This window comes from Mesorhizobium sp., assembly GCF_004963255.1.
Taxonomy (GTDB): Bacteria; Pseudomonadota; Alphaproteobacteria; order Rhizobiales; family Rhizobiaceae; genus Mesorhizobium.
This window is the reverse complement of sequence record NZ_SUGA01000061.1, coordinates 1-19,194: the sequence shown is the minus strand read 5'-3', so window position 1 is coordinate 19,194 and position 19,194 is coordinate 1. Positions and strand designations below refer to the sequence as shown.

10 protein-coding genes and 2 pseudogenes are annotated in these 19,194 nt (G+C 63.9%); 7 read left to right on the top strand and 5 right to left on the bottom strand.

Annotated features, from left to right (window positions below; translation table 11 throughout):
* A pseudogene (locus tag E5X34_RS31570) lies at positions 1-769 on the bottom strand (autotransporter outer membrane beta-barrel domain-containing protein); the annotation flags it as partial.
* Positions 770-1,252: 483 nt separating this feature from the next.
* Between E5X34_RS31570 and E5X34_RS31565 the strand changes: the two are divergent.
* Positions 1,253-2,341: a helix-turn-helix transcriptional regulator gene (locus tag E5X34_RS31565; protein WP_292573004.1), complete on the top strand. Its 1,089-nt coding sequence runs from the start codon at positions 1,253-1,255 to the stop codon at positions 2,339-2,341.
* Between the two features lie 101 nt (positions 2,342-2,442).
* Here the strand turns inward: E5X34_RS31565 and E5X34_RS31560 are convergent, their stop codons facing one another.
* Complete coding sequence (locus tag E5X34_RS31560; RefSeq protein WP_292573001.1) at positions 2,443-2,946, bottom strand: invasion associated locus B family protein; 504 nt, start codon at positions 2,944-2,946, stop codon at positions 2,443-2,445.
* Positions 2,947-3,198: 252 nt separating this feature from the next.
* On the opposite strand from E5X34_RS31560, the gene E5X34_RS31555 reads away from it, so the two are divergent.
* The 5 genes from E5X34_RS31555 (at position 3,199) to E5X34_RS31535 (ending at position 16,924) form a co-directional block, all read left to right on the top strand.
* Complete coding sequence (locus E5X34_RS31555; RefSeq protein ID WP_292572997.1) at positions 3,199-14,703, top strand: hypothetical protein; 11,505 nt, start codon at positions 3,199-3,201, stop codon at positions 14,701-14,703.
* 152 nt (positions 14,704-14,855) lie between these two features.
* Positions 14,856-15,356 carry a tail fiber protein gene (locus E5X34_RS31550; protein ID WP_292572994.1) on the top strand — a complete coding sequence of 167 codons (501 nt, stop codon included), beginning with the start codon at positions 14,856-14,858 and terminating at the stop codon, positions 15,354-15,356.
* Positions 15,357-15,398: 42 nt separating this feature from the next.
* Positions 15,399-15,872, top strand: a complete 474-nt coding sequence (locus E5X34_RS31545; RefSeq protein WP_292572992.1) for a tail fiber protein — start codon at positions 15,399-15,401, stop codon at positions 15,870-15,872.
* A 10-nt stretch (positions 15,873-15,882) separates the two neighbouring features.
* A complete protein-coding gene (locus tag E5X34_RS31540) occupies positions 15,883-16,404 on the top strand; it encodes a tail fiber protein (protein WP_127306813.1) in 522 nt (173 codons plus the stop codon).
* A 7-nt stretch (positions 16,405-16,411) separates the two neighbouring features.
* The gene (locus tag E5X34_RS31535; protein ID WP_292228902.1) at positions 16,412-16,924 is read left to right on the top strand and encodes a GNAT family N-acetyltransferase; all 513 of its coding nucleotides are present in this window, start codon (positions 16,412-16,414) and stop codon (positions 16,922-16,924) included.
* 12 nt (positions 16,925-16,936) lie between these two features.
* Here the strand turns inward: E5X34_RS31535 and E5X34_RS31530 are convergent, their stop codons facing one another.
* Both E5X34_RS31530 and E5X34_RS31525 read right to left on the bottom strand, forming a co-directional pair.
* Positions 16,937-17,515 (bottom strand): 2OG-Fe(II) oxygenase, encoded by a 579-nt coding sequence (locus E5X34_RS31530; RefSeq protein WP_292572989.1) that lies wholly within the window; start codon positions 17,513-17,515, stop codon positions 16,937-16,939.
* 12 nt (positions 17,516-17,527) lie between these two features.
* The gene (locus tag E5X34_RS31525; protein ID WP_127306811.1) at positions 17,528-17,803 is read right to left on the bottom strand and encodes a hypothetical protein; all 276 of its coding nucleotides are present in this window, start codon (positions 17,801-17,803) and stop codon (positions 17,528-17,530) included.
* 155 nt (positions 17,804-17,958) lie between these two features.
* Here E5X34_RS31525 and E5X34_RS31520 point away from each other — a divergent pair, with 155 nt between their 5' ends.
* The gene (locus E5X34_RS31520; RefSeq protein WP_292572985.1) at positions 17,959-18,756 is read left to right on the top strand and encodes a SapC family protein; all 798 of its coding nucleotides are present in this window, start codon (positions 17,959-17,961) and stop codon (positions 18,754-18,756) included.
* Positions 18,757-18,865: 109 nt separating this feature from the next.
* On the opposite strand, the pseudogene E5X34_RS31515 reads toward E5X34_RS31520, so the two are convergent.
* A pseudogene (locus E5X34_RS31515) lies at positions 18,866-19,194 on the bottom strand (hypothetical protein); the annotation flags it as partial.

The window sequence follows — 19,194 nt, the reverse complement described above, 5'->3', positions numbered from 1 at the left end:
GGGCATTCTCGTGCGTTCCGCCGACGCCGCCGGCGGAACGCACGAGAATGCCCTTCGAGAACGCCCCTTGCGTGAGGACCGTCCCAGCATTGTCGACCGAGGCAGGACCGCCATAGCCGCCAGCACCGCCGTCGCCGCCATCGCCGCTGCCAATAGCCCCGCCAAAGCCTCCGTCACCGCCATTGCCGCCATCAGAGATGGCGCTCATCCCGTTGGCGAGGTCGCCGGTGGTGGTGATGTTGCTGCCGGCGGCGGTGGTGACGGTGGCCGTGCCGCCATTGCCGCCGCGACCGCCGACGCCGCCGTCCGAAAGGCCTAGAGAGGCGGCCCAGCCACCATCGCCGCCGTTGCCGCCGCTTGCGTTGGCGATGATGCCGCCGGCGGATCCGCCCGACGTCTGCAGCACCGCGGTGTTGGTGATGTCGACGACGCCGCCGGCCCCGCCATCTCCGCCGTCGCCGCCCTCAAGCTCGACAAAGGGCGGAAGCGCGGTGGCGTGGATGACGGTGCCGCCGTCGCCGCCGTTGCCGCCCTTGGCGCTGCCGACGAAGGCAGCCGTTCCCGCGGTGGAGATTGGAGCATTGTTGGTGAAGGTGGAATTTCCCCCCGGATCGCCGTTATCGCCGTCCGAATCGCCGAAAGCGCTGGCGCCATCGTCGCCAGGCGCGCCGTCGTGGTTGATCACGACCTGCGCATGGGCAGAGCCGCAATAGACCGGAAACCCAGCCAGAGCCGTCGCGCCGAGCAGCAAACCGAGACGGCCTGCCACGATTGCGGTTCGGCCGATCCTTAGGCTGAAATCACCGGCTTCTGCCGCCCGCCTGGCGCCAAGGTTATCATCCGCAATGTGCAACGCGCATTGCGCACTCTGCTTTGAAAACAAAGCCATGCCACCCCACCCCTATAGCGCCGCTCTCAACCCCTCATTGAGCGCGATGCCACCCCGATTTGCAGGTCGCAACCTGCAGCAAGCAAGCCTTCCAACGCCTATGCTACCCAAAACAAGTTGAAGCATACTGCAACTCAGCTTGCATCAACTTTTGATAGGCGCCCCTCGAAACGTTGCTACCGAACTGACAGCTTTTGCGGCCGGACACAGTCGTCAGATGACGGTACTCGAGGCGTTTTTCCTATTGTGTGTCGCCCCCGTTACCCCGAGCTTGACGTCCGTTTTGAGCATGGCATCTTCTGCGCGCACGTTCGAGCCGCGAGAGGGCGTGGCGTTCCCAGGACTCCAAAACCGTTGCCGCTCATGCTCGATGCGCTAATAGAGAAGATTTATGAAGCCGCCTTTGTACCCGATCACTGGTCAGAGGTTTTAGACGGGATCAATGCCGTGTCGGCCTCGGCGGCCGGCACCCTGTTCCTGTTCGCCGACGGTCGGCCCGTTCGAGGACGGACTAGTGGTCCGCTGGAAGAATTCCTAGAGGAGTTCTTGGCTAGCGACACGTTAGCATTTTCGACGGCGGTCTCGCGAATGTGCGCAGTGCAGCCTGCAAGCTTCGTGGACGTCGACAGCTTCCTGACTGCGGACGAAATTGATCAAGACCCGGCGCGCATACGCCTGCGGTCTCTGGGTATCGGCGCCCATACCTGCACCGCAATCGCGATGCCCACAGGCGAGTTGTCGATATTTGTTTTCCAACGCAAAATCGGGGATGAGTCATATGATCGACGCGCCCTCGAACAGTTGGACCGCCTTCGGCCCGCCATGGCAAGGGCAAGCCTCATCGCGGCAAGACTTGGCCTCGAGAGAGCCCAAGGTGCCCTTGCTGCCATGACCGCGATGGGGCTGCCGGCGGCCGTTCTCTCGGCCAGTGGCCGAGTGCAAATGACAAATCGACTTTTGGACGATCTTCCGTCATTGTTTTTGCCTACGGCCTTTGGTGGCGTCGCAATCGGAAATGCCGAGGCGAACCGGCTGTTCCAGCAGGCCATCGGCAATGTGCGCGGGACGACTAACCCCCTGGTAAGTTCAATCCCAGTCCAAGCCAGCGAGGGTCGCCCACCGATCGTCTTGCATTTGTTGCCGCTGCGCCTTTCAGCACACGAGATTTTCTCGGGAGGAGACATCCTGGTCGTGGCAACAGTTCCCAATGCAAGTTCGCTCGTCCCCTCTCCGAGCCTGCTTGCAGGGCTTTTCGACCTGTCACCTGCCGAAGCTAAGCTCGCTGCGGCGCTCACCCAAGGCATGTCGCTCAAAGAGGCGGCAGCCGGTTCCAACATCACTGTGAAGACAGGGCGCACCTATCTTGAGCGGATATTTGCCAAGACTGGAACGCGTCAGCAGAGTCACCTGGTAGCTCTGCTCAAAGGGTTGGATCGGTTTCCACGATCTTAGCCAACAGCCCAGTTGGCATGGGGATCGTAATTAAGCCCTCTATACGAAGACTTGCCATTCGATGCTTGGACAATGCGACCGCCGGGCAATTTTCCGCCGCCCTACTTGGTCGCTTCCAGCTTGTCGACCGCCGCGCCGAACCCCTTGAGCGAAACCGGAATAGTCACTGGTTTGCGGGTTACCGATTCCATGCCGATATTGAGTGTGGCGCCGGATCGCATCGCCTTGAGCAGATCCGGCGGCAGAGGCGTCGCGGCATAGGCGCCGTTCTGGTCGCTTGTCTGGATGGCGACCGTGGCCTTCTTGCCGCTGTCGATCTGGTAGGAGGTCCCCGAAGGCAGAAACAGCCCGTGCGGCAGGGCCAAGAGCATGGCAAAGCCTTGCGTGCCCTGCTGGCGGCGCACCGTGACAGTCAGCACGCGCTGGCCAGTCTTGGCCTCTGTGAGATTCTGCGAGACCTGGCATTGTAGCTCGGTGCCGGTCGATCCCGACGAGCAATTGACCACCCACGGGTTGGCATCCGAGGGCTTCGTCTCGGCCGTTTTGGCATCTTCGGCCACGGCAAGGCCAGTCGCCAGCAAAAGCATGCCGAGGCCAAGGGCCACGTATCCCTGCTTTCCAAGTACATCAATTACATTAACTCTCACTAATATACATCCATTGTCGCATTTGTGGGCGCCTTAGCCGGCATAGTGGAGTCGGAGTCGTTCGATGGAAAGTCGGTGTTGCTCTACTGCAACACGACTCCAATTTCTGTGCAAATACCGTAGCTCAACCGTTAATTGCCGTGCAATACCATGCAATACAATAGTTACCGCCGCGCCAGTGGAGAGCACGGCGGTAGCCGGGACGGGTAGATGCGCTCGCGCACAGGGCTGACTGAACGTCAGGGGAGGAACGGCGAGCGTCAAACGCGGCGCGGCGGAGCTTTGGCTCAATCCCGCCGCTCCGGCATTTTGCTGCGCACATCCGCGCTGACGACCGTCGCCCTCGCCTTGTCGAGCCTGGCCGCGCATGCCGAAGATGGCGGCCTCTGGCAGCCGCAGGTCCGCGCCATCATCGGGGCCAACTCGAACAGCGGTTTTTCCGCCCTCGAAGGTTTCCTGCCGATCAAGCAGAACCTCGAATCGGTCCTCTTCCTCGACGTCCGGTCCAAATATGATTTCGACAACGGCTTCGGCCAGGATATCGGCCTGGGCGTGCGCCGTATCGTCAATCCTGATCTGATGGTCGGCGGCTACGCCTATCTCAACGTCCAGAACGACGACAGCCACCAGTTCGTCGCGACCACGCTCGGCCTCGAGGCGATCACCTCGAAATACGATGCGCATGTCAACGTCTACCTGCCGATCAGCAAAGACCGCGGCTCGAATGGCACCGATTCGACGCTGTCGCTCGTCGGCAATCAGCTGCTCGAAGAGATATCGACGATCGACCACCGCACCTATGCCGCATGGGGCATCGAGGGCGAGGTCGGCGTCCAGGCGCCGATCGACCTGCCGGAAAACCAGTCGCTGCGCTTCGATGTCGGCGCCTATCATTTCGCCGATCCGGATGGCGACGACCACGCGACCACCGGCGTCAAGGCGGGGATCGAGTACACCTTCGACGACGTCATCGGCAAAGGTACGTCGCTGACCTTCACCGGCGAGGTGCGCAACGACAATCGCGACAACACCCAATTCGCCGGCAGCGTCCGGCTGACGGTGCCGTTCAACGCGCCCGGCAAGGGCAGTTCCGCCGATGACGAGCCCGAACCTGTCTCCACCGTCAGCCCGGGCCTGCGCAAGCGCCTCAACGAGCGCGTGCGCGGCGATATAGGTGTCAGGCTCGAGCACCAGGACAAGGTCACCGACACGACGACGCGCGTGGCGGTCAACGCGACCACCAATGCCGCCTTCGGCAATTTCTTCTTCGCCGACGGCGGCAATTCGCTCGGCCTCGGCACCATCGGCGATCCGACCACGCTGGATGATGCCGTCACCAAGGCCGGCGGCAATGGCTTCATCGTCGCACTCGGCGGCAGCGGCAACATTACCACCGGCGGTGTCAATCTCACCGCCGGCCAGACCGTCATTGGCGGTGGCGGCAGCGTCGAGGCGAAGCTCGCCGACGGCAGCGTCGGCACATACAATTTCGGCGGCAGCAACGGCACTATCCAGGGCACCAACTCGGCCAACCCCGTCATCAGCTTGGCCAGCAACAACACGCTGAGCAACATCACCATCACCGGCGGCGCCGACGGCATCTTCGGCAACAATGCCGCCGGCACCAAGCTGACCGATGTCACCGTCACAGGCGCCGGCGGCAACGGCGCCGACTTCACCGGCAATCCGACGAGCGTCAGCGCCTCCAACTTCACCGCGACCGGCAACGGTCTCGATGGCCTGCATATCGAGGACAACGGCACCTACAACTTCACCGGTACGACGACGCTCAACGGCAATGCCGATGACGGCCTCGATATAACCGGACAGGGCACCTACACCTTCGCCACCGTCAATGCCCAGAACAACACCGACCGCGGCATAACGGTGCAGGGCACGTCGAGCGGCGGCAGCTTCACCACCACCGGCGGCACGATCTCCGGCAATGGCGGCACTGCCGTCTTCATCGACCCGATAACCGCCCATGTCGTGCTCGATTCCATCACCCAGAGCGGCGGCGTGTCGGGCGTCATCCTCGACCAGGTGTCGGGCAGCTTCACCATCAATGGCGCGACCAATATCTCGAACACCACCGGCCCGGCGATCGCGATCAGCAACTCGCCGGCATCGATCCGCTTTGGTGACATCGCCATCACCAATCCCGGCGCTGATGGCATGTCGTTCAGCGGCGTCAACGCCGCCGTGGTCTCCGGCAACATCGTCATTTCCGGGCTCGGAGCCAGCACCGGCCTGGACTTCTCCGGAAGCCAGACCAATTTCACCGCGCAGTCGCTCAATCTTACCGGTACCGGCGCGGCCGGCTCCATCGGCATCGACCTCACCTCGCCCAGCGCCGGCGGTGCGGTCATCACCATCACCAATGGCGGTACCATCGCAAATGTCGACACCGGCGTGCGCCTCGGCATCGCCGGCACGCCGGCCGATTCGGCCAATGCCAGCTTCACCTTCGGGGGCGGCTCGATCGCCGGCATCACCGCCTCACTCGACTCGCGCGGCCTCAATCAGACGCTCGGCACCTATGCCTTCGGTTCGACCACCTTCAGCGGGCCGCAGCTTTTCGACACGCAGAATGTGATCTTTGTCGGCGCTGCCGCGACAGGAACAGGCGACGGCTCCTCGCTTCTCGATCTGGCCTCGATCGCGACGGCCGATGCCAACACCGACGGCACCGCCATCTTCGTGCTGGTCAACGACGCCAGCAACACGCCAATCGATGCCGCCGGCGGCTTCACGCTGAGCGCCGGCCAGACGCTCGCTTCCTTCGGCAATGGCCGCAGCTTCTCGCTCGGCGGCGTGCCGATCAACGTCACCGGCGACAATATCCAGCACGACCAGGTCGTCTCGGATATCAACGGCGCCGCGACGCTCACCAACACCGGCGCCGGCGACGTTGTAACGCTGGCCAACAACAGCTCGCTGCTCGATTTCAACATTTCGGGCGGCAGCGCCAATGGCATCCATGGCAGCGGCGTCACCGGCGTTACGCTGACCGGCATGTCGGTCAGCGGCGCCGGCCTTGCCGGCGCCCTGTTCGACGGCACCGGTAGCGCCACTGCCACCGACCTGACCTCGACCGGCAATACTGGTGCGGGCCTGTCCCTCCAGGGGGCCGGCACCTACAATTTCAACGGCACCACGACACTGAGCGGCAACGGTGCCGATGGCTTGTCGATCAACGGCGATGGAACCTACAATTTCCAGACGCTCAGTTCGCAGAACAATGCAGGCAGCGGCGTCGATGCAGCCTCGACGGGCGCCGGCAAACTGACGACGATCGGCGGGACGATTTCCGGCAATTCCGGCCAAGGGTTCAGTGCCTCGCAGATCGGGCTGGACGTCACGCTGACCAGCCTCAGCCATACTGCCGGCGGCACCGGGATCGCTCTCTCGAACGTCACCGGCAGCTTCGATATCACCGGCACGACGACGATCTCCGGCGTGCCGAACGGCATTGTCATCCAGAACAGTTCGGCAACGGTGGACTTCGGCGGAAAGGTCACGGTCACCGCCCCTACTGGCTCGGGCACCATTCTCGATACCAATTCCGGTGCCGTCACTTTTGGCGACGTGGCGATCGACCAGCCGGGCCAGAACGCGATCGATATTTTCGGCACCAACGGCACGATCGCCTTCCGCAACATCGACATCACCAACCTGCCGACCGGCAAGACCGGTCTCGATTTGTCCGGCAGCAGTTCGACCTTCACAGCCACGACGCTCGACATTGCGGGCGCCGGCACCTCGACCGGCATCGACCTGTCTGGCACCACCGGCGGCTCCGTCACCATTGGCAGTGGCGTCATTACCGCCGGCACCGGCGTGCAGATGGGCACGCATGGTGCCGCCGGCACCAGCGCCAACACCACCTTCTCCTTCGGCGCCGCCGGCGGCGCCTCAATCACCGGCACGGTCGCCTCGCTCGACATGCGTGGCCTTATGGCCGGCAACGGCACCTATGCCTTCAACGACACGACACTCACTGGGCCGCAGCTGTTCGACAGCGCCAACATCATCTTCGTCGGCGCGACCGACACCGGGACGGGCAGCGGCGCGGACGTCGGCGATCTTATCAACGCGGCCGCGGCCGACGACCTGACCACCGACGCGAACACGATTTTCGTCCTCGTCAACAACGGCGCTGGAAACATCAACACCGACGCAGACGGCTTCACCCTTGCCGCCGGTCAGTCGCTGGTTTCTTTCGCCAATGGTGCGACGGTCAATCTCGGTGCGCCGCCGGCCAATGTCACCGGCACCAATGTCGTCACCGGAGCCACGCAGGCTGATCCGTTCGGCAACGGCGCAGCGACGCTCGTCAATTCGGCCGGCAGCACCATCGATCTCAACAACGGCAACCTCGTCCAGAATTTGGACGTCAGCAATGCCGGTTCCGGCGCGGCGATCAACGGCACGGGCATCAGCGCGGCGACCATCACCGGCGTGACGATCACCGGCGCCGTCACCGGCATCGATCTGACCGGCGCATCGGGCGCGATCAACGTCACCAACACCACAATGGGCGGCGTAAGCAGCACCGGCCTCTTGGCCAGCAATTTCAGCGGCACCGGCACCTTCAACAATTTCGATATCACCGGCGCCGGCACCGGTGTCAGCGTCACCGGCGGTTCCACCGGCTCACTCACCTTCGACAGTGCGAGCTCGATCGCCGGCACGTCCGGTGTGGCCTTCAACATCGACACGGCAACTTCCACCGTTACCTATAACGGCACGATCGACCAGACGAGCGCGGCAAGCGCGGTGAAGATCAACGCCATGACCGGCGGCAGTGCCACCTTTGGCGGCAAGATCACAGCCAGCACCGGCGCGGCCAACGCCATCGATCTCACCGGCAATGCCGGCGGCACGATCAGTTTCAACGGCGGGCTCGACCTCACTACCGACGGCGGTTTCGCCTTCAGCGCCATCAATGGCGGCACGCTCAACGTCACCGCCACCAACACCATCGCGACGGGCAGCGGCCTAATCGAAAAGGGCATTCAGCTCGGCGGCACCAGCGGCCTCACCATCGGCGCCAGCGGAGTGACCTTCGACAGCGTAACCGTCGACGGCTCGGGCGGCACTGTGCCGACCGGCATCGTTATCGAGAACACCAGCGGTGGCAATGTCACCTTTGGCGGCGTCGATATCAGCCGCGTCAACGGCGACGCCATCCGCCTTACCAATGTTGCCAGCGGCACATATACCTTCAACGGCACGACCACGATCGCAACCGTCGTCGGCAATGGCCCGGGTTTCGTCGTTCAGGGCAGCGCCGCCACCGTCAACGTCGCCAACCTCGTCACCACCGGCGTTTCCGGGGACGACGTCAATCTGACCAACAACACTGGCACCATCTCGATCGGCGGCACCATCACCAACTCCGGCACCGGCAACGGCGTCGTTGTGTCCGGCGGCAGCGCGGCGATCACTGTTTCAGCCAACATCGCCAGCTCGGCGAGCGCGCCGGGCACGGCGATCAAGGTCGACGGCACCACCGGCGGCTCAGTCGCATTCACCGGCAACGTCACCTCGACCGGCACCGGCAATCTACTCGACATCGGTTCGACGACCGCGCCGACGGGCGGGGCGATCAGCTTCGCCGCCGGCAAGACGCTGACCGCCACCGGTGGCGGCGGCGCGGTGATCGGCGCCCTTGCCGGCAACGCGACCTTCAACGACTTGGCGCTGCTATCCATCACCAATGCGACCGGCAACGGCCTCTCGGTTTCGAACGTGGCAAGCGGGGCCGCTGCCGGGTTCGGCACCGTCACAATCTCGAGCGCGGGCGGCAACGGCATCGAGATTGCCAACAATGCCGGCCAGGTGACGTTCTCCGGCGCCACCAGCGTGACGATGGGTTCGGCCGCCAATACGGCCGGCATTGATTTCAGCGGCACCAATGCCAGCGTCTTGTTCGGTGCCACCACCGTCGACAATATCGGCGCCAACCAGACCGGCATCGACTTCAGCGGCTCGTCCAGCGCGGCTAATTTCAGCCTCGCCGCCACCATCACCGGCCTCGGCGACCTCACCTCGCGCGGCATCGACCTGTCGTCGACGACCGGCAACAAGGTCATCACCTTCTTCCAGGGGTCCTCGATCGCCAATGTCGGCATCGGCGTCGACCTTTCGTCCGGCCAGACCACCGCCACCTCGGCTAACGCCACCTTCACCTTCGGCGACGGCGATTCGACCGACGGGCTGGAATCTTCGATCTCCGCGGCGACGAACGGTTACACCGTCAACACGGTCGGCCTCGACCCGACGCTCGGCGACTACGATTTCGACGACGTGTTCTTCACCGGCAGCGCCAATTTGGCCTCGGCGCCGGGCGCGGTCACGCTGGTTTCGCAGTCGGGCGGCTTCATCAACGCCGGCGCGACCGGCAACCTCAGCATGGGCGTCAGCACCATTTCGCTCGCCGCCGCCGATGCGCTGACCGGCGCCCAGAACTTCGCCTTCGTCGGTCCGATCGATGTCGGCGCCAGCGCCTTCACCCTTGATTCGGGTCAGACGATTACCGGCTTCGGCAATGGCAACGTCGTTTCGATCGGTACCATCCAGCCGGTGAATGTCCATGGCAACCTGGGAGCCACCGGCGGCAACATCACCGGCGACGAGGCGGTGATCACGGGCACTGGCGACTTCATGCATCTGCTCGGCGACAACGCCGTTCGCCACACCGCCTTCGATTTCAGCGGCGCCAGCGGCTCCGCTTTCCTGATCGACCAGAGCGCGCCGGGCTTCAGCAACGCCGGCGGCATCACCATCGAAGGTGTCGCGATCAGCAATGTGGCGGCCGGCCAGACGGCCATCAAGGTCGCGGGATTGACCGGCAATCTCTCGGTCATCAACAACGACATCGACGTTTTAGGCACGCTGCTCGACGTCAACGGCGGCTCCGGCACCATCCAGGTTTCGCGCGGCATCCTGCCGAACAGCGCGACGCCCGGCACGCTGATAGGCGGCGGCATCAACATCGCCAACCGCACCGGCGGCGCGGTGACCTTCACCGACCAGGTGACGATCACCGGCGGCAACGGCGTGTCGATCTCGGGCGGCACCGCCGCCGGCGCCGTCAATTTCAATGGCGGCCTCGACATCACCACCTCGGCCGATACCGGCCTCGATTTCTCGGGCCTGAACCTGCTCACGATCGCCAATGCGGGCTCGACGACGATCAACGCGACCGGCCAGACGGCGCTGTCGCTGCAGGGCGCGATCGGCGCTGGCGGCGTCCATTTCAACAGCGTCACCTCGACCAATGCGGCCGCCCAGGGCGTGCTGATCAGCGGCGCCAGCGGCGGCAATGTCGATCTCGACGCCGTCAACGTCGCCGGCTCAGGTGGCGCCGGCATCGAAGTTCTCAATTCAAGCGGCACCTACATCTTCGGCAATACCACCATCAACAATTCGGCCTCGGCCGGCCGTGGCGTGAACATCGAGAACGCCGCCAGCGCCACCACCGTCACGTTCGACGGCACGCTGGGTATTACCACATCCACAGGCACCGGCTTCCGCGTGGCAAGCAGCGCCGCGCCGGCCGCCACCACGGTCAATGTGACGGGCGCCGGCACGCGCAGCATCAGCACCTCAAACGGAACAGCCGTCGACATCAGCTCGGCCACCCTCAGTGGCGGTTTCACCTCGGTCAACGCCAGCTTCTCGGGAACGGCCAACGGCGTCAACTTGCAGAACCTGGCCGGCACGCTGAGCCTCGGCACCGGCACGCTGACCAACACCGGCTCGGGCGCCGCTTTCAATGTCGGCTCGGCCACCGACCAGAGCGGCGGCGATGCGACGATTTCCTATGCCGGCAATATCGACTCCAATGGCAGCGGAGCGGCGGTCTCGATCCAGGAGCTGACCGGCGGTTCGGTGACGCTCTCGGGCAATTTGACGGACGGCTCCGCCATCAATGGCGGCCAGATCGTCGTTGCCAACATAAACAACGGCACGGCGGCCACCGTCACCTTCTCCGGCGCCAGCAAGCAGATCAGCTCCGGCACCAACGACGCCGTCAGCCTGACCGGCAACACCAACGGCACGGTTAACTTCACCAATGGCGGGCTGGCGATCACGGCCACAAGCGGCGCCGGCTTCACGGCCACGGGCGGCGGCACGGTCAATGTCGGCACCGGCGGTAGCGCCAACACCATCGCCACGACCTCGGGAACCGCGCTGAACCTCAACGGCGTGACGGTGGGCGCCACGTCGCTGAATTTCTCGACCGTCTCGGCCAACGGTGCCGCGACCGGCGTTTCGCTTGCCAACATAGCCTCGTCGGGCGGCGGCACGATCGCGCTCGGCACGGTCAACCTGCAGGGCATCACGTCGCGTGGTGTCGATGTGTCCGGCACGTCGGGCGCGGCGCTGTCCTTCAACGACCTCGATATTGGCTTGAACAACAGCGCCGCCGTGGCCTTCGATCTCAACGGCGCAACGATCAATGCCGCCGTTACCGCCAACGATTTCGACGTCACCAATGCGGCCGCGGCCGGGACCTCGATCGGCGTCGACCTGCGCGGCGCAACCGGCGGCCAGACCGTGCGTCTCGGCGACACCGACCCGAACGGTGCGAGCTCGAGCATCGCCGGTGTCAACACCGGCGTCTTCCTCAATTCGACCACCAACCTAAACTTCACCTATGGCGACGGCGAGCAGGCGACCGATCAGTTGTCGACCATCAATGCCAATATCGGCATAGACGCCTCCAGCGCGCCGGTGGCCGGCAGCTACAATTTCCAGGACGTCAATTTCGCAGCCAGCCCGGGCCTCGGCTTCGGCGTGGGCAGGATCTACTTCGTCGGCGCCAGCGCCACAGGCGATGGCAGCGGCAAGGACCAGAACAATCTGGCGACGCTGGCCACGGCGGAAGCGGCGGCGGTTTCAACCGACATCATCGTGCTGGTCAACGACGGTGGCGTCATCACCGCGGCTGGCAGCAATGGCGACGACACGCTGGCGCTCGCGACCAATGAGCAGGTGCGCGGCTTCGGCAACGGCAACATCAACCTGGCGCTGACCGTGCCGTCGACGATCCAACTGGCCAGCAACAACATCTCGATCGTCGACCAGACGCCAAACGGCGCGGCGACGCTGACGAGCGCCGATGGCAGCAGCATCATCACGCTGGCCAGCAGCGGCAACATCATCGACGGTTTCATCATCGATGGTAACGACGGCGCTGGGGCCAATGCCGCAATCGGCATCAGCGGCTCCGGCACGGCGAACGCCACGATCAGCAACATGACGATCAGGAACTTCACCGCCGCCAACATCGACTTCGGCACCGGCGCTACCGGCACGACGACGCTGACCAATCTCTCCCTCGTCACCAACGCGACCGGGACCGGCATTAAATTTGGCGCAGCCTCCGGAACGGTCACCGCCACCAACGTCGACACGACGGGCGCCAGCGGCCTGTCGGTCGTCGGCGGCAATGCGGCGTTCAGCTTCGACAGCGCGAGCTCAATCACCAATGTCGCCGGCACCGCTGTCAGCGTCACCAATCGCACCGGCGGCAGCTTCGGCTTTGCCGGCGCGGTTACGTCGAGCATTGGCGGCAGCGGCATCGCCATCTCCGGCGCGACGGGCGTAAACACGGTCAGCTTCACCGGCGCGGTCAACTACAACAACGCCGCCGGCACCGCTGTCTCGGTCAACAATGGCGGCACGGCCTCGACCGTCAGCTTCGCCAACCTCGCCATCACGACGGGCGGCGGCAACACGGCCTTCACCGCGACTAATGGCGGCACGGTCAATGTCACCACCGGCTCGATCAGCGCGAGCGCCAGCCAAGCGGTCAACCTCAACGGCATCGCGGCCGGCATCAATTTCACCTCGACCACATCGGGCGGCGGCACCAACAACGTCGCGCTCACCAACGTCACCGGCACGGTGAACCTTGGCACCGGAGCGCTGACCGGCGCCTCGGGCGTCGCCTTCCTGGGCTCCGGCGGCACGGCAACCGTAACCTATGGCGGCTCGATCACCAAGACGAGCGACGGCCGCACGATCGATATCCAGAATCGCACCGGCGGCACGGTCACACTCAGCGGCGCGGTTTCCTCGACCGGCTCGAGCGATGGCATCTTCCTCAATGCCAACACCGGCTCGACGCTCAACTTCACCGGCGCGCTGACCATCAACACCTCGAGCAGCAACACCATCGGCTTCAACGCGACCGGCGGCGGCACCGTCAGTGCGACCGCCTCGGGCAGCACCATCAATTCGGGCCAGGCGAGCGCGCTCAATGTCGTGAACACGACGATTAGCGCCTCCGGCCTGAAGTTCCAGAGCATCTCGTCGAGCGGAGGCACCGCCGCCGGCATCGTGCTCGACACCACCGGCGCGAGCGGCGGGCTGACCGTAACCGGCACCGGCTCGGCCGGCTCGGGCGGTACGATTTCGGGCAAGTCCGGCGCCGATATCCTGACCGGCACGGACGCCGGCGGTCAGACCGTGAGCGGAAGTGTGGGCACCGGCATCTTCTTGAAAAACACCACCGGCGTATCGTTCACCAACATGCAGCTGAACGACTTCACGAACTTCGCCGTCTACGGCAACAACGTCACCAACTTCACGATGACCGGCACGACCATCAACGGCGTCAACGGCTCCACCAATACCGGCGAGCGCGAAGAGAGCGCGATCCGCTTCGACAATCTGCTCGGCACCTCGTCGATCACCAATTCCAGCATCTCCGGCGGTTATTGGGGCAACGTCGCCCTCTTCAACACCAGCGGCACGCTGACGCGGGTGACGATGGACAATATCCAGTTCGGCCTGATCAACGCGACGGGCGGCAACACCAACGTTATCGGCCAGGTGTTCAACAGCGCGACCGCCAACTACACGCTGAACAACAGCACCTTCGCCGGCACCCGCGCCGATTTCGTCGCGTTCCTCGCCAACAACAATTCCACCATGGATGCCGTGGTGCGCAGCAACACGTTCCATAATGGCCAGGCGATCATCCCCGGCGGTGGCACGGCGGTTGATATCCGCAGCGGCTCCGGCGGCCTTGCTTCCGCTGCGACGACCACTTTCGATATCTCGCACAACGTTCTGACCGACGGTGGCGCCAATGCCTTCGATACTGTCGGCATCTTCGTCGCCAAGGGTCAGGACAACGGCACCATGGCCGGCACGATCGCCAGCAACCAGATCGGCCCTGCCCAGGTGAACTCCAATTCCGACGGTATCTTCGTCCGTGCGGCGGGCACCGGCACGCTGACGACCCTTATCCAAAACAACGCCATCACCGGAGTCGGCAACAACGGCATCCATCTTCAGAACAACGACGGCAGCGCCACGATGAATGCCTCGATCTACGGCAACAGCGTGACGTCGCCGACGAGCTCCTTCCCGTTTGCCGCACTGCTGGTCGACAATGGTGCCACGGCCACCGACACCAGCACCACCAATGTCGTCATCGGTTCGGGCACCGGCGGCGCGGGCAGCAAGAACACGCTGACCCATTCACCCAACTATGCGGTCGATGTCTCGTTGAGTAATTTCAGCGCCAGCACCCAACTCAACCTGTCACGGAATGGTTCGGCCCAGAGCACGGCGCTCGGCGTCATCCAGGACGACAACACCGGCGTGCAAACGGTCGATACGACAGGCGGCAGCGGGACCATCACCTTCGTCAACAGTTTGCCGACGCTTCCGCCGGTAGTGGCGCCCTAAGTCTTGCCTTGCATGTGCTTTGGTGGGGCATTTTCGCCGCTGAGCGAAACTTTAGTAAAAGTGAAGTTAAAAAATTGTCGTCTCAAGTCGTATTGACGTTGCGTAATGTAGTCGCATTGCGCTAATGTATGTTTACAGCAAGGAGGGGCGCGATGGCGGAACCGTTTCTTTCCGAAATCAGAATCATGTCGTTTGTGTTCCCTCCAAAAGGCTGGGCGCTGTGCAATGGGCAATTGCTGCCGATCAACCAGAACCAGCCGCTGTTCTCGTTGCTGGGCACCACGTTCGGCGGCGACGGCCGGGTGAATTTCGCCCTGCCCGACTATCGCGGACGCGTCCCCATCCATGTCGGCGGCAGTCATGTGCTGGGCGAACGGGGCGGCGAGCAGGCGCACACGCTTTCGATCTCGGAACTGCCGGTCCATAGCCATGCCGAGATGGCCACCACGGCCAATGCCGACGTGCCGGCTCCCGCGGGCAATCTGCTGGCAACGGTCGCCAACGTCTATACGCCGCCAGCCAACCCCACGACGACGATGGACCCCGGTACGCTGGCCTTGGTCGGCGGCAGCCAGGCGCATATCAACATGCAGCCGTTCCTGACACTGAGCTTCTGCATCGCCCTGCAGGGCATTTTCCCGTCGCCGACCTGAGGAAACGCAATTATGGCACAGCCCTATGTTGGCGAAGTGAGAATGTTTGCCGGCAATTTCAATCCTGCCGGCTGGATGTTCTGCGAAGGACAGCTCTTACCGATCTCGGAGTATGAAACGCTGTTCAACCTGATCGGCACCACTTATGGCGGCGACGGGGAGAGCACCTTCGCATTGCCCGACCTGAGGGGCCGGCTGCCGCTGCATCAGGGCGACAGTTTCATTCTTGCCGAGACCGGCGGCGTGGAGGAAGTTACGCTGACAACCCAGCAGATCCCCTCACACACGCACCCGTTCGTCGCCTCGTTGAACAACGCAGCCGCAAGTACGCCCACCGGCAATGTGACCGGGCAGGTCGGCGCCTCGCAAATCTACCGTGAAGCGCCGGCGACGACGCCAATGTCGCCGCAGACCGCCGGGCAGACCGGCGGCAGCCAGCCGCATACCAACTTCCAGCCGTATCTTTGTATCAATTTCATCATCTCGCTGTTCGGCATCTACCCGTCGCAGACCTGAGAGGACCGTCATGGCCGATCCGTTCGTCGCCGAAATCCGCATCTTTCCGTTCAACTTCGCGCCAAAAGGCTGGGCATGGTGCGACGGTCAACTGCTGCCAATATCGCAAAACACCGCGCTGTTCTCATTGCTTGGCACGACCTATGGCGGCAATGGCAAGTCCAACTTTGGCTTGCCCGATTTGCAGGGCCGCGCGCCGATGCATCCAGGACAAGGACCGGGGCTGTCGCTGCACGATCTCGGTGAGCAGGGCGGATCGGAGACGGTGCAATTGCTGATATCGGAGATGCCGCAGCACGGGCACACGCTGATGGGGAATATCAATCCGGCCAATCTGGCGGCTCCAAGTGCGACACGATCCTATGCGCGCACGTCTCCAGGGCAATCTTACTCGGCGACGGCCACGTTGACCCCGCTCAACGATCAGGCGGTGCGACCGGTCGGCGGCGACCAGCCGCATAACAACATGCAGCCCTATCTCACCTGCTATTTCTGCATCGCGCTTCAGGGCGTCTTCCCACCACGCCCCTGATTTGCCGATGAACCATTTTCGCGAGGCGGCCGGCTGGATGCGCGCGGCGGGCGCCGGGCTCACATTCCGTGGGTCAACGGAAGCCGATCTGCCGTTTCTGTTGCACCTCTATGCCTCGACCCGCCTCGAAGAGCTGGCCGTGACGTCCTGGACCGAGGCGCAGAAGGCCGCGTTCCTCGACATGCAGTTCCAGGCGCAGCACGCGCATTACCGGAAATACTACCCCGATGCCGACTGGCTGGTGGTCACGCATGCCGGCAGCGACATCGGACGACTCTATATCGAGCGCTGGCCAGGCGAGCACCGCATCATCGACATCGCCTTCCTGCCGGCGTTTCGCGGCAAGGGGTTCGGCTCGGCCTTGCTCAGCGACCTCATCGACGAAGCAGCGGCCATCGGCAAGGCGGTCTCGATCCACGTCGAGAAGCACAATCCGGCCATGCGGCTTTACCTGCGGCTGGGCTTCACCGTGGCCGAAGACAAGGGCGTTTACGACCTGATGCTGCGTCCGGCCGCGTGATGGCCGCAAGCATCACGCGCCGCGATACCAGGAGACGATGGTGAAGCGCTCGTTGCGCGTGACCGGCGTGACCTCGTGCGTCGTTTCCGAGCGAAACGCGACCAGCGACCCCGGCAATGCCGGCATCGCGACGCGCAGCTGCGGACGGCTGTAAGGTCCGTGCAGGACCAGCGAACCGCCGGAATAGTCCTCCGGCGAAGGATCCTCGGACTGGCCATTGAGAAAGATCACCGCCGAAATCTTGCGGAAGCGCGACTCGTCGTGAATGAGCGGCGTGTTGCCGTCCTGGTGCGGCACGAAGAAATCGCCCTCTTGGTAGTGGAGGAACTGCGGTTTCTCAAACGCGCCCAAGGCGATTGCGAAATGCCGCTCGAGGAGTGCCTTTTGCTCTGCCAGAAGTCGCTCTATCAGCCCCTGCGCGGCGGTCGAAACCTCGGCGCGCCTGGTCCGGCGCACCTGCGACCATTGCGGCTTCTGGTCGGAATGGCCGAGCAAGCCGGCAGCCTGGCCGGTGGCTGCGCGAATTTCCGAGCACAGCGCGCGGCAGGTCGCTTTGTCCAGCGCTTCGGAGATTGCGACATAGTCGACCACGGCCGGCCGAGCTCAGTTGAAGACCGCCTCGTAGGTGTAGCTCGTCTGGTCGCCGGAGATCGGCACGATGAAGATGTCATGCGTGATCTCGCTGCCGACGAAGCGATAGGTCGCCTGCTGCAAAAGCATTTCGCGTGGCCCCTTGAACAGCGCCGAGAAGCCGCCGCCGGCGCGCGGACTGTTGGCGACGCGCTTTACCGAAGCGAGCTCCAGCGCGACCATCTGCCCGCCTGCCTCGACGAGGAATGTCTGCCCGACCGCCTGCTCGAATTGCGTAGCCGATGCCATTCCCGTCCCCCTTCAATCACTGCCGGGTGCCGCCAATATCGGCGGGTCCGCGCCATGTTGTTCATAGCGTACCGGGAAGTCGTTGCGCCAGCCCCTGCACTGCCCTAAACCCGGTGCAGGCGGCGTATTATATCGCCCTTGGAGGATAACGGAACATGGCTGAAGCGAAGGCCGAAAATGCGCCGGCGCCCGGCCCCGGCAATGCGCTGCCGCTGTTCTACATGAAACCCGAGGCGCTCAACGCGATCCGCCACGGCTCGCTCGGGCTGACCGCGCGCGCCGATTTCGGCTTTGCCCGCGCGGCGCATTCCATTCCCGTGGTGGCGACGGAAATGCCCAGCGCCATGCGCTCCTATCCGATCGTCTTCATCGGCCCGGCCAAGGCGCCGGTCATCATCACCGGCGTGCGCCAGAACGAGAACCTGTTCGTGGATGCCGACGGCCGCTGGACGGAGCCGCATTACATTCCGGCCTATGTGCGGCGCTATCCCTTCATCCTGGCGGACGAGTCGGCCACCTCTGGCCGGCTGACGCTTTGCGTCGACCGCGCCAGCGACCGCGTCGTCGACGAGCTCGCCGCTCCCTTCCGCGACGATGGCGGCAAGCTCGCGCCGTTCTTCAACGGCACCGAGCCAACCGAAGCGACGAAGCAGGCGCTCGCCTTCTGCAGCCAGTTCCAGAATGACTTCAACGCCACCCGCGCGATGGTCGAGAAGATCGGCGCGCACGGCCTGTTCGCGCCGCGCCAGAGCAAGGTGACGCTGGAAGGCGGCGAGGTGCTCAACCTCACCGATTTCCAGGTCATCGACGAGCAGGCGCTGAATAAGCTTGGCAATGAAGCCTTCCTCGACCTGAGGAAATCGGGCGCGCTGGCGCTGATCTATTGCCACCTCGCCTCGTCCAACAGCTGGTCGTCGCTGGTCCACCAGGCGTCGATCCGCCAGCGGTCTTAAAATGTTCGGCAACAATCGTATCGTCGGCTGGTAGGCCGGTGGCGGCGAAAAGAAGGCCCGCCAAGCCTTCGCAAGCGGGCCAATGCGCCAATCTAACGGGACAACGCACTCAGTTATCCGTCACCGGTGCCACGGCAGATGAGTCATCGGATCCGTCGGTCTCGTTATCGGAACCTGCGCCAGTGCCTGTCGTGCCGGAGTCATCCGTGTTGTCCTCGGCCTGGTCGTCAGCAGATTCGGGGTCACCATCATGGCTGCTAGAGCTTCCGCTGCTGCTGTGGCTATCGCCGCTATCGTGCTCGCTGCCGTCGTGACCGCCGTCGCTACCGCCACCGCCGTTGCCGCCGTCGTGACCACCGTCGCCCTCGGACTCGGCGTGAGCGGCGGCCGGCACAAGCTTGGCAGCACCGTGAAGCGCCAAGTGGTAGGGCGCAATGG

Coding starts and splice junctions, on each gene's coding strand:
- E5X34_RS31555 (WP_292572997.1), top strand. CDS start 3,199: ATGCGCTCGCGCACAGGGCTGACTGAACGTCAGGGGAGGAACGGCGAG.
- E5X34_RS31545 (WP_292572992.1), top strand. CDS start 15,399: ATGTTTGCCGGCAATTTCAATCCTGCCGGCTGGATGTTCTGCGAAGGA.
- E5X34_RS31540 (WP_127306813.1), top strand. CDS start 15,883: ATGGCCGATCCGTTCGTCGCCGAAATCCGCATCTTTCCGTTCAACTTC.
- E5X34_RS31535 (WP_292228902.1), top strand. CDS start 16,412: ATGAACCATTTTCGCGAGGCGGCCGGCTGGATGCGCGCGGCGGGCGCC.
- E5X34_RS31525 (WP_127306811.1), bottom strand. CDS start 17,803: ATGGCATCGGCTACGCAATTCGAGCAGGCGGTCGGGCAGACATTCCTC.
- E5X34_RS31550 (WP_292572994.1), top strand. CDS start 14,856: ATGGCGGAACCGTTTCTTTCCGAAATCAGAATCATGTCGTTTGTGTTC.
- E5X34_RS31520 (WP_292572985.1), top strand. CDS start 17,959: ATGGCTGAAGCGAAGGCCGAAAATGCGCCGGCGCCCGGCCCCGGCAAT.
- E5X34_RS31565 (WP_292573004.1), top strand. CDS start 1,253: ATGCTCGATGCGCTAATAGAGAAGATTTATGAAGCCGCCTTTGTACCC.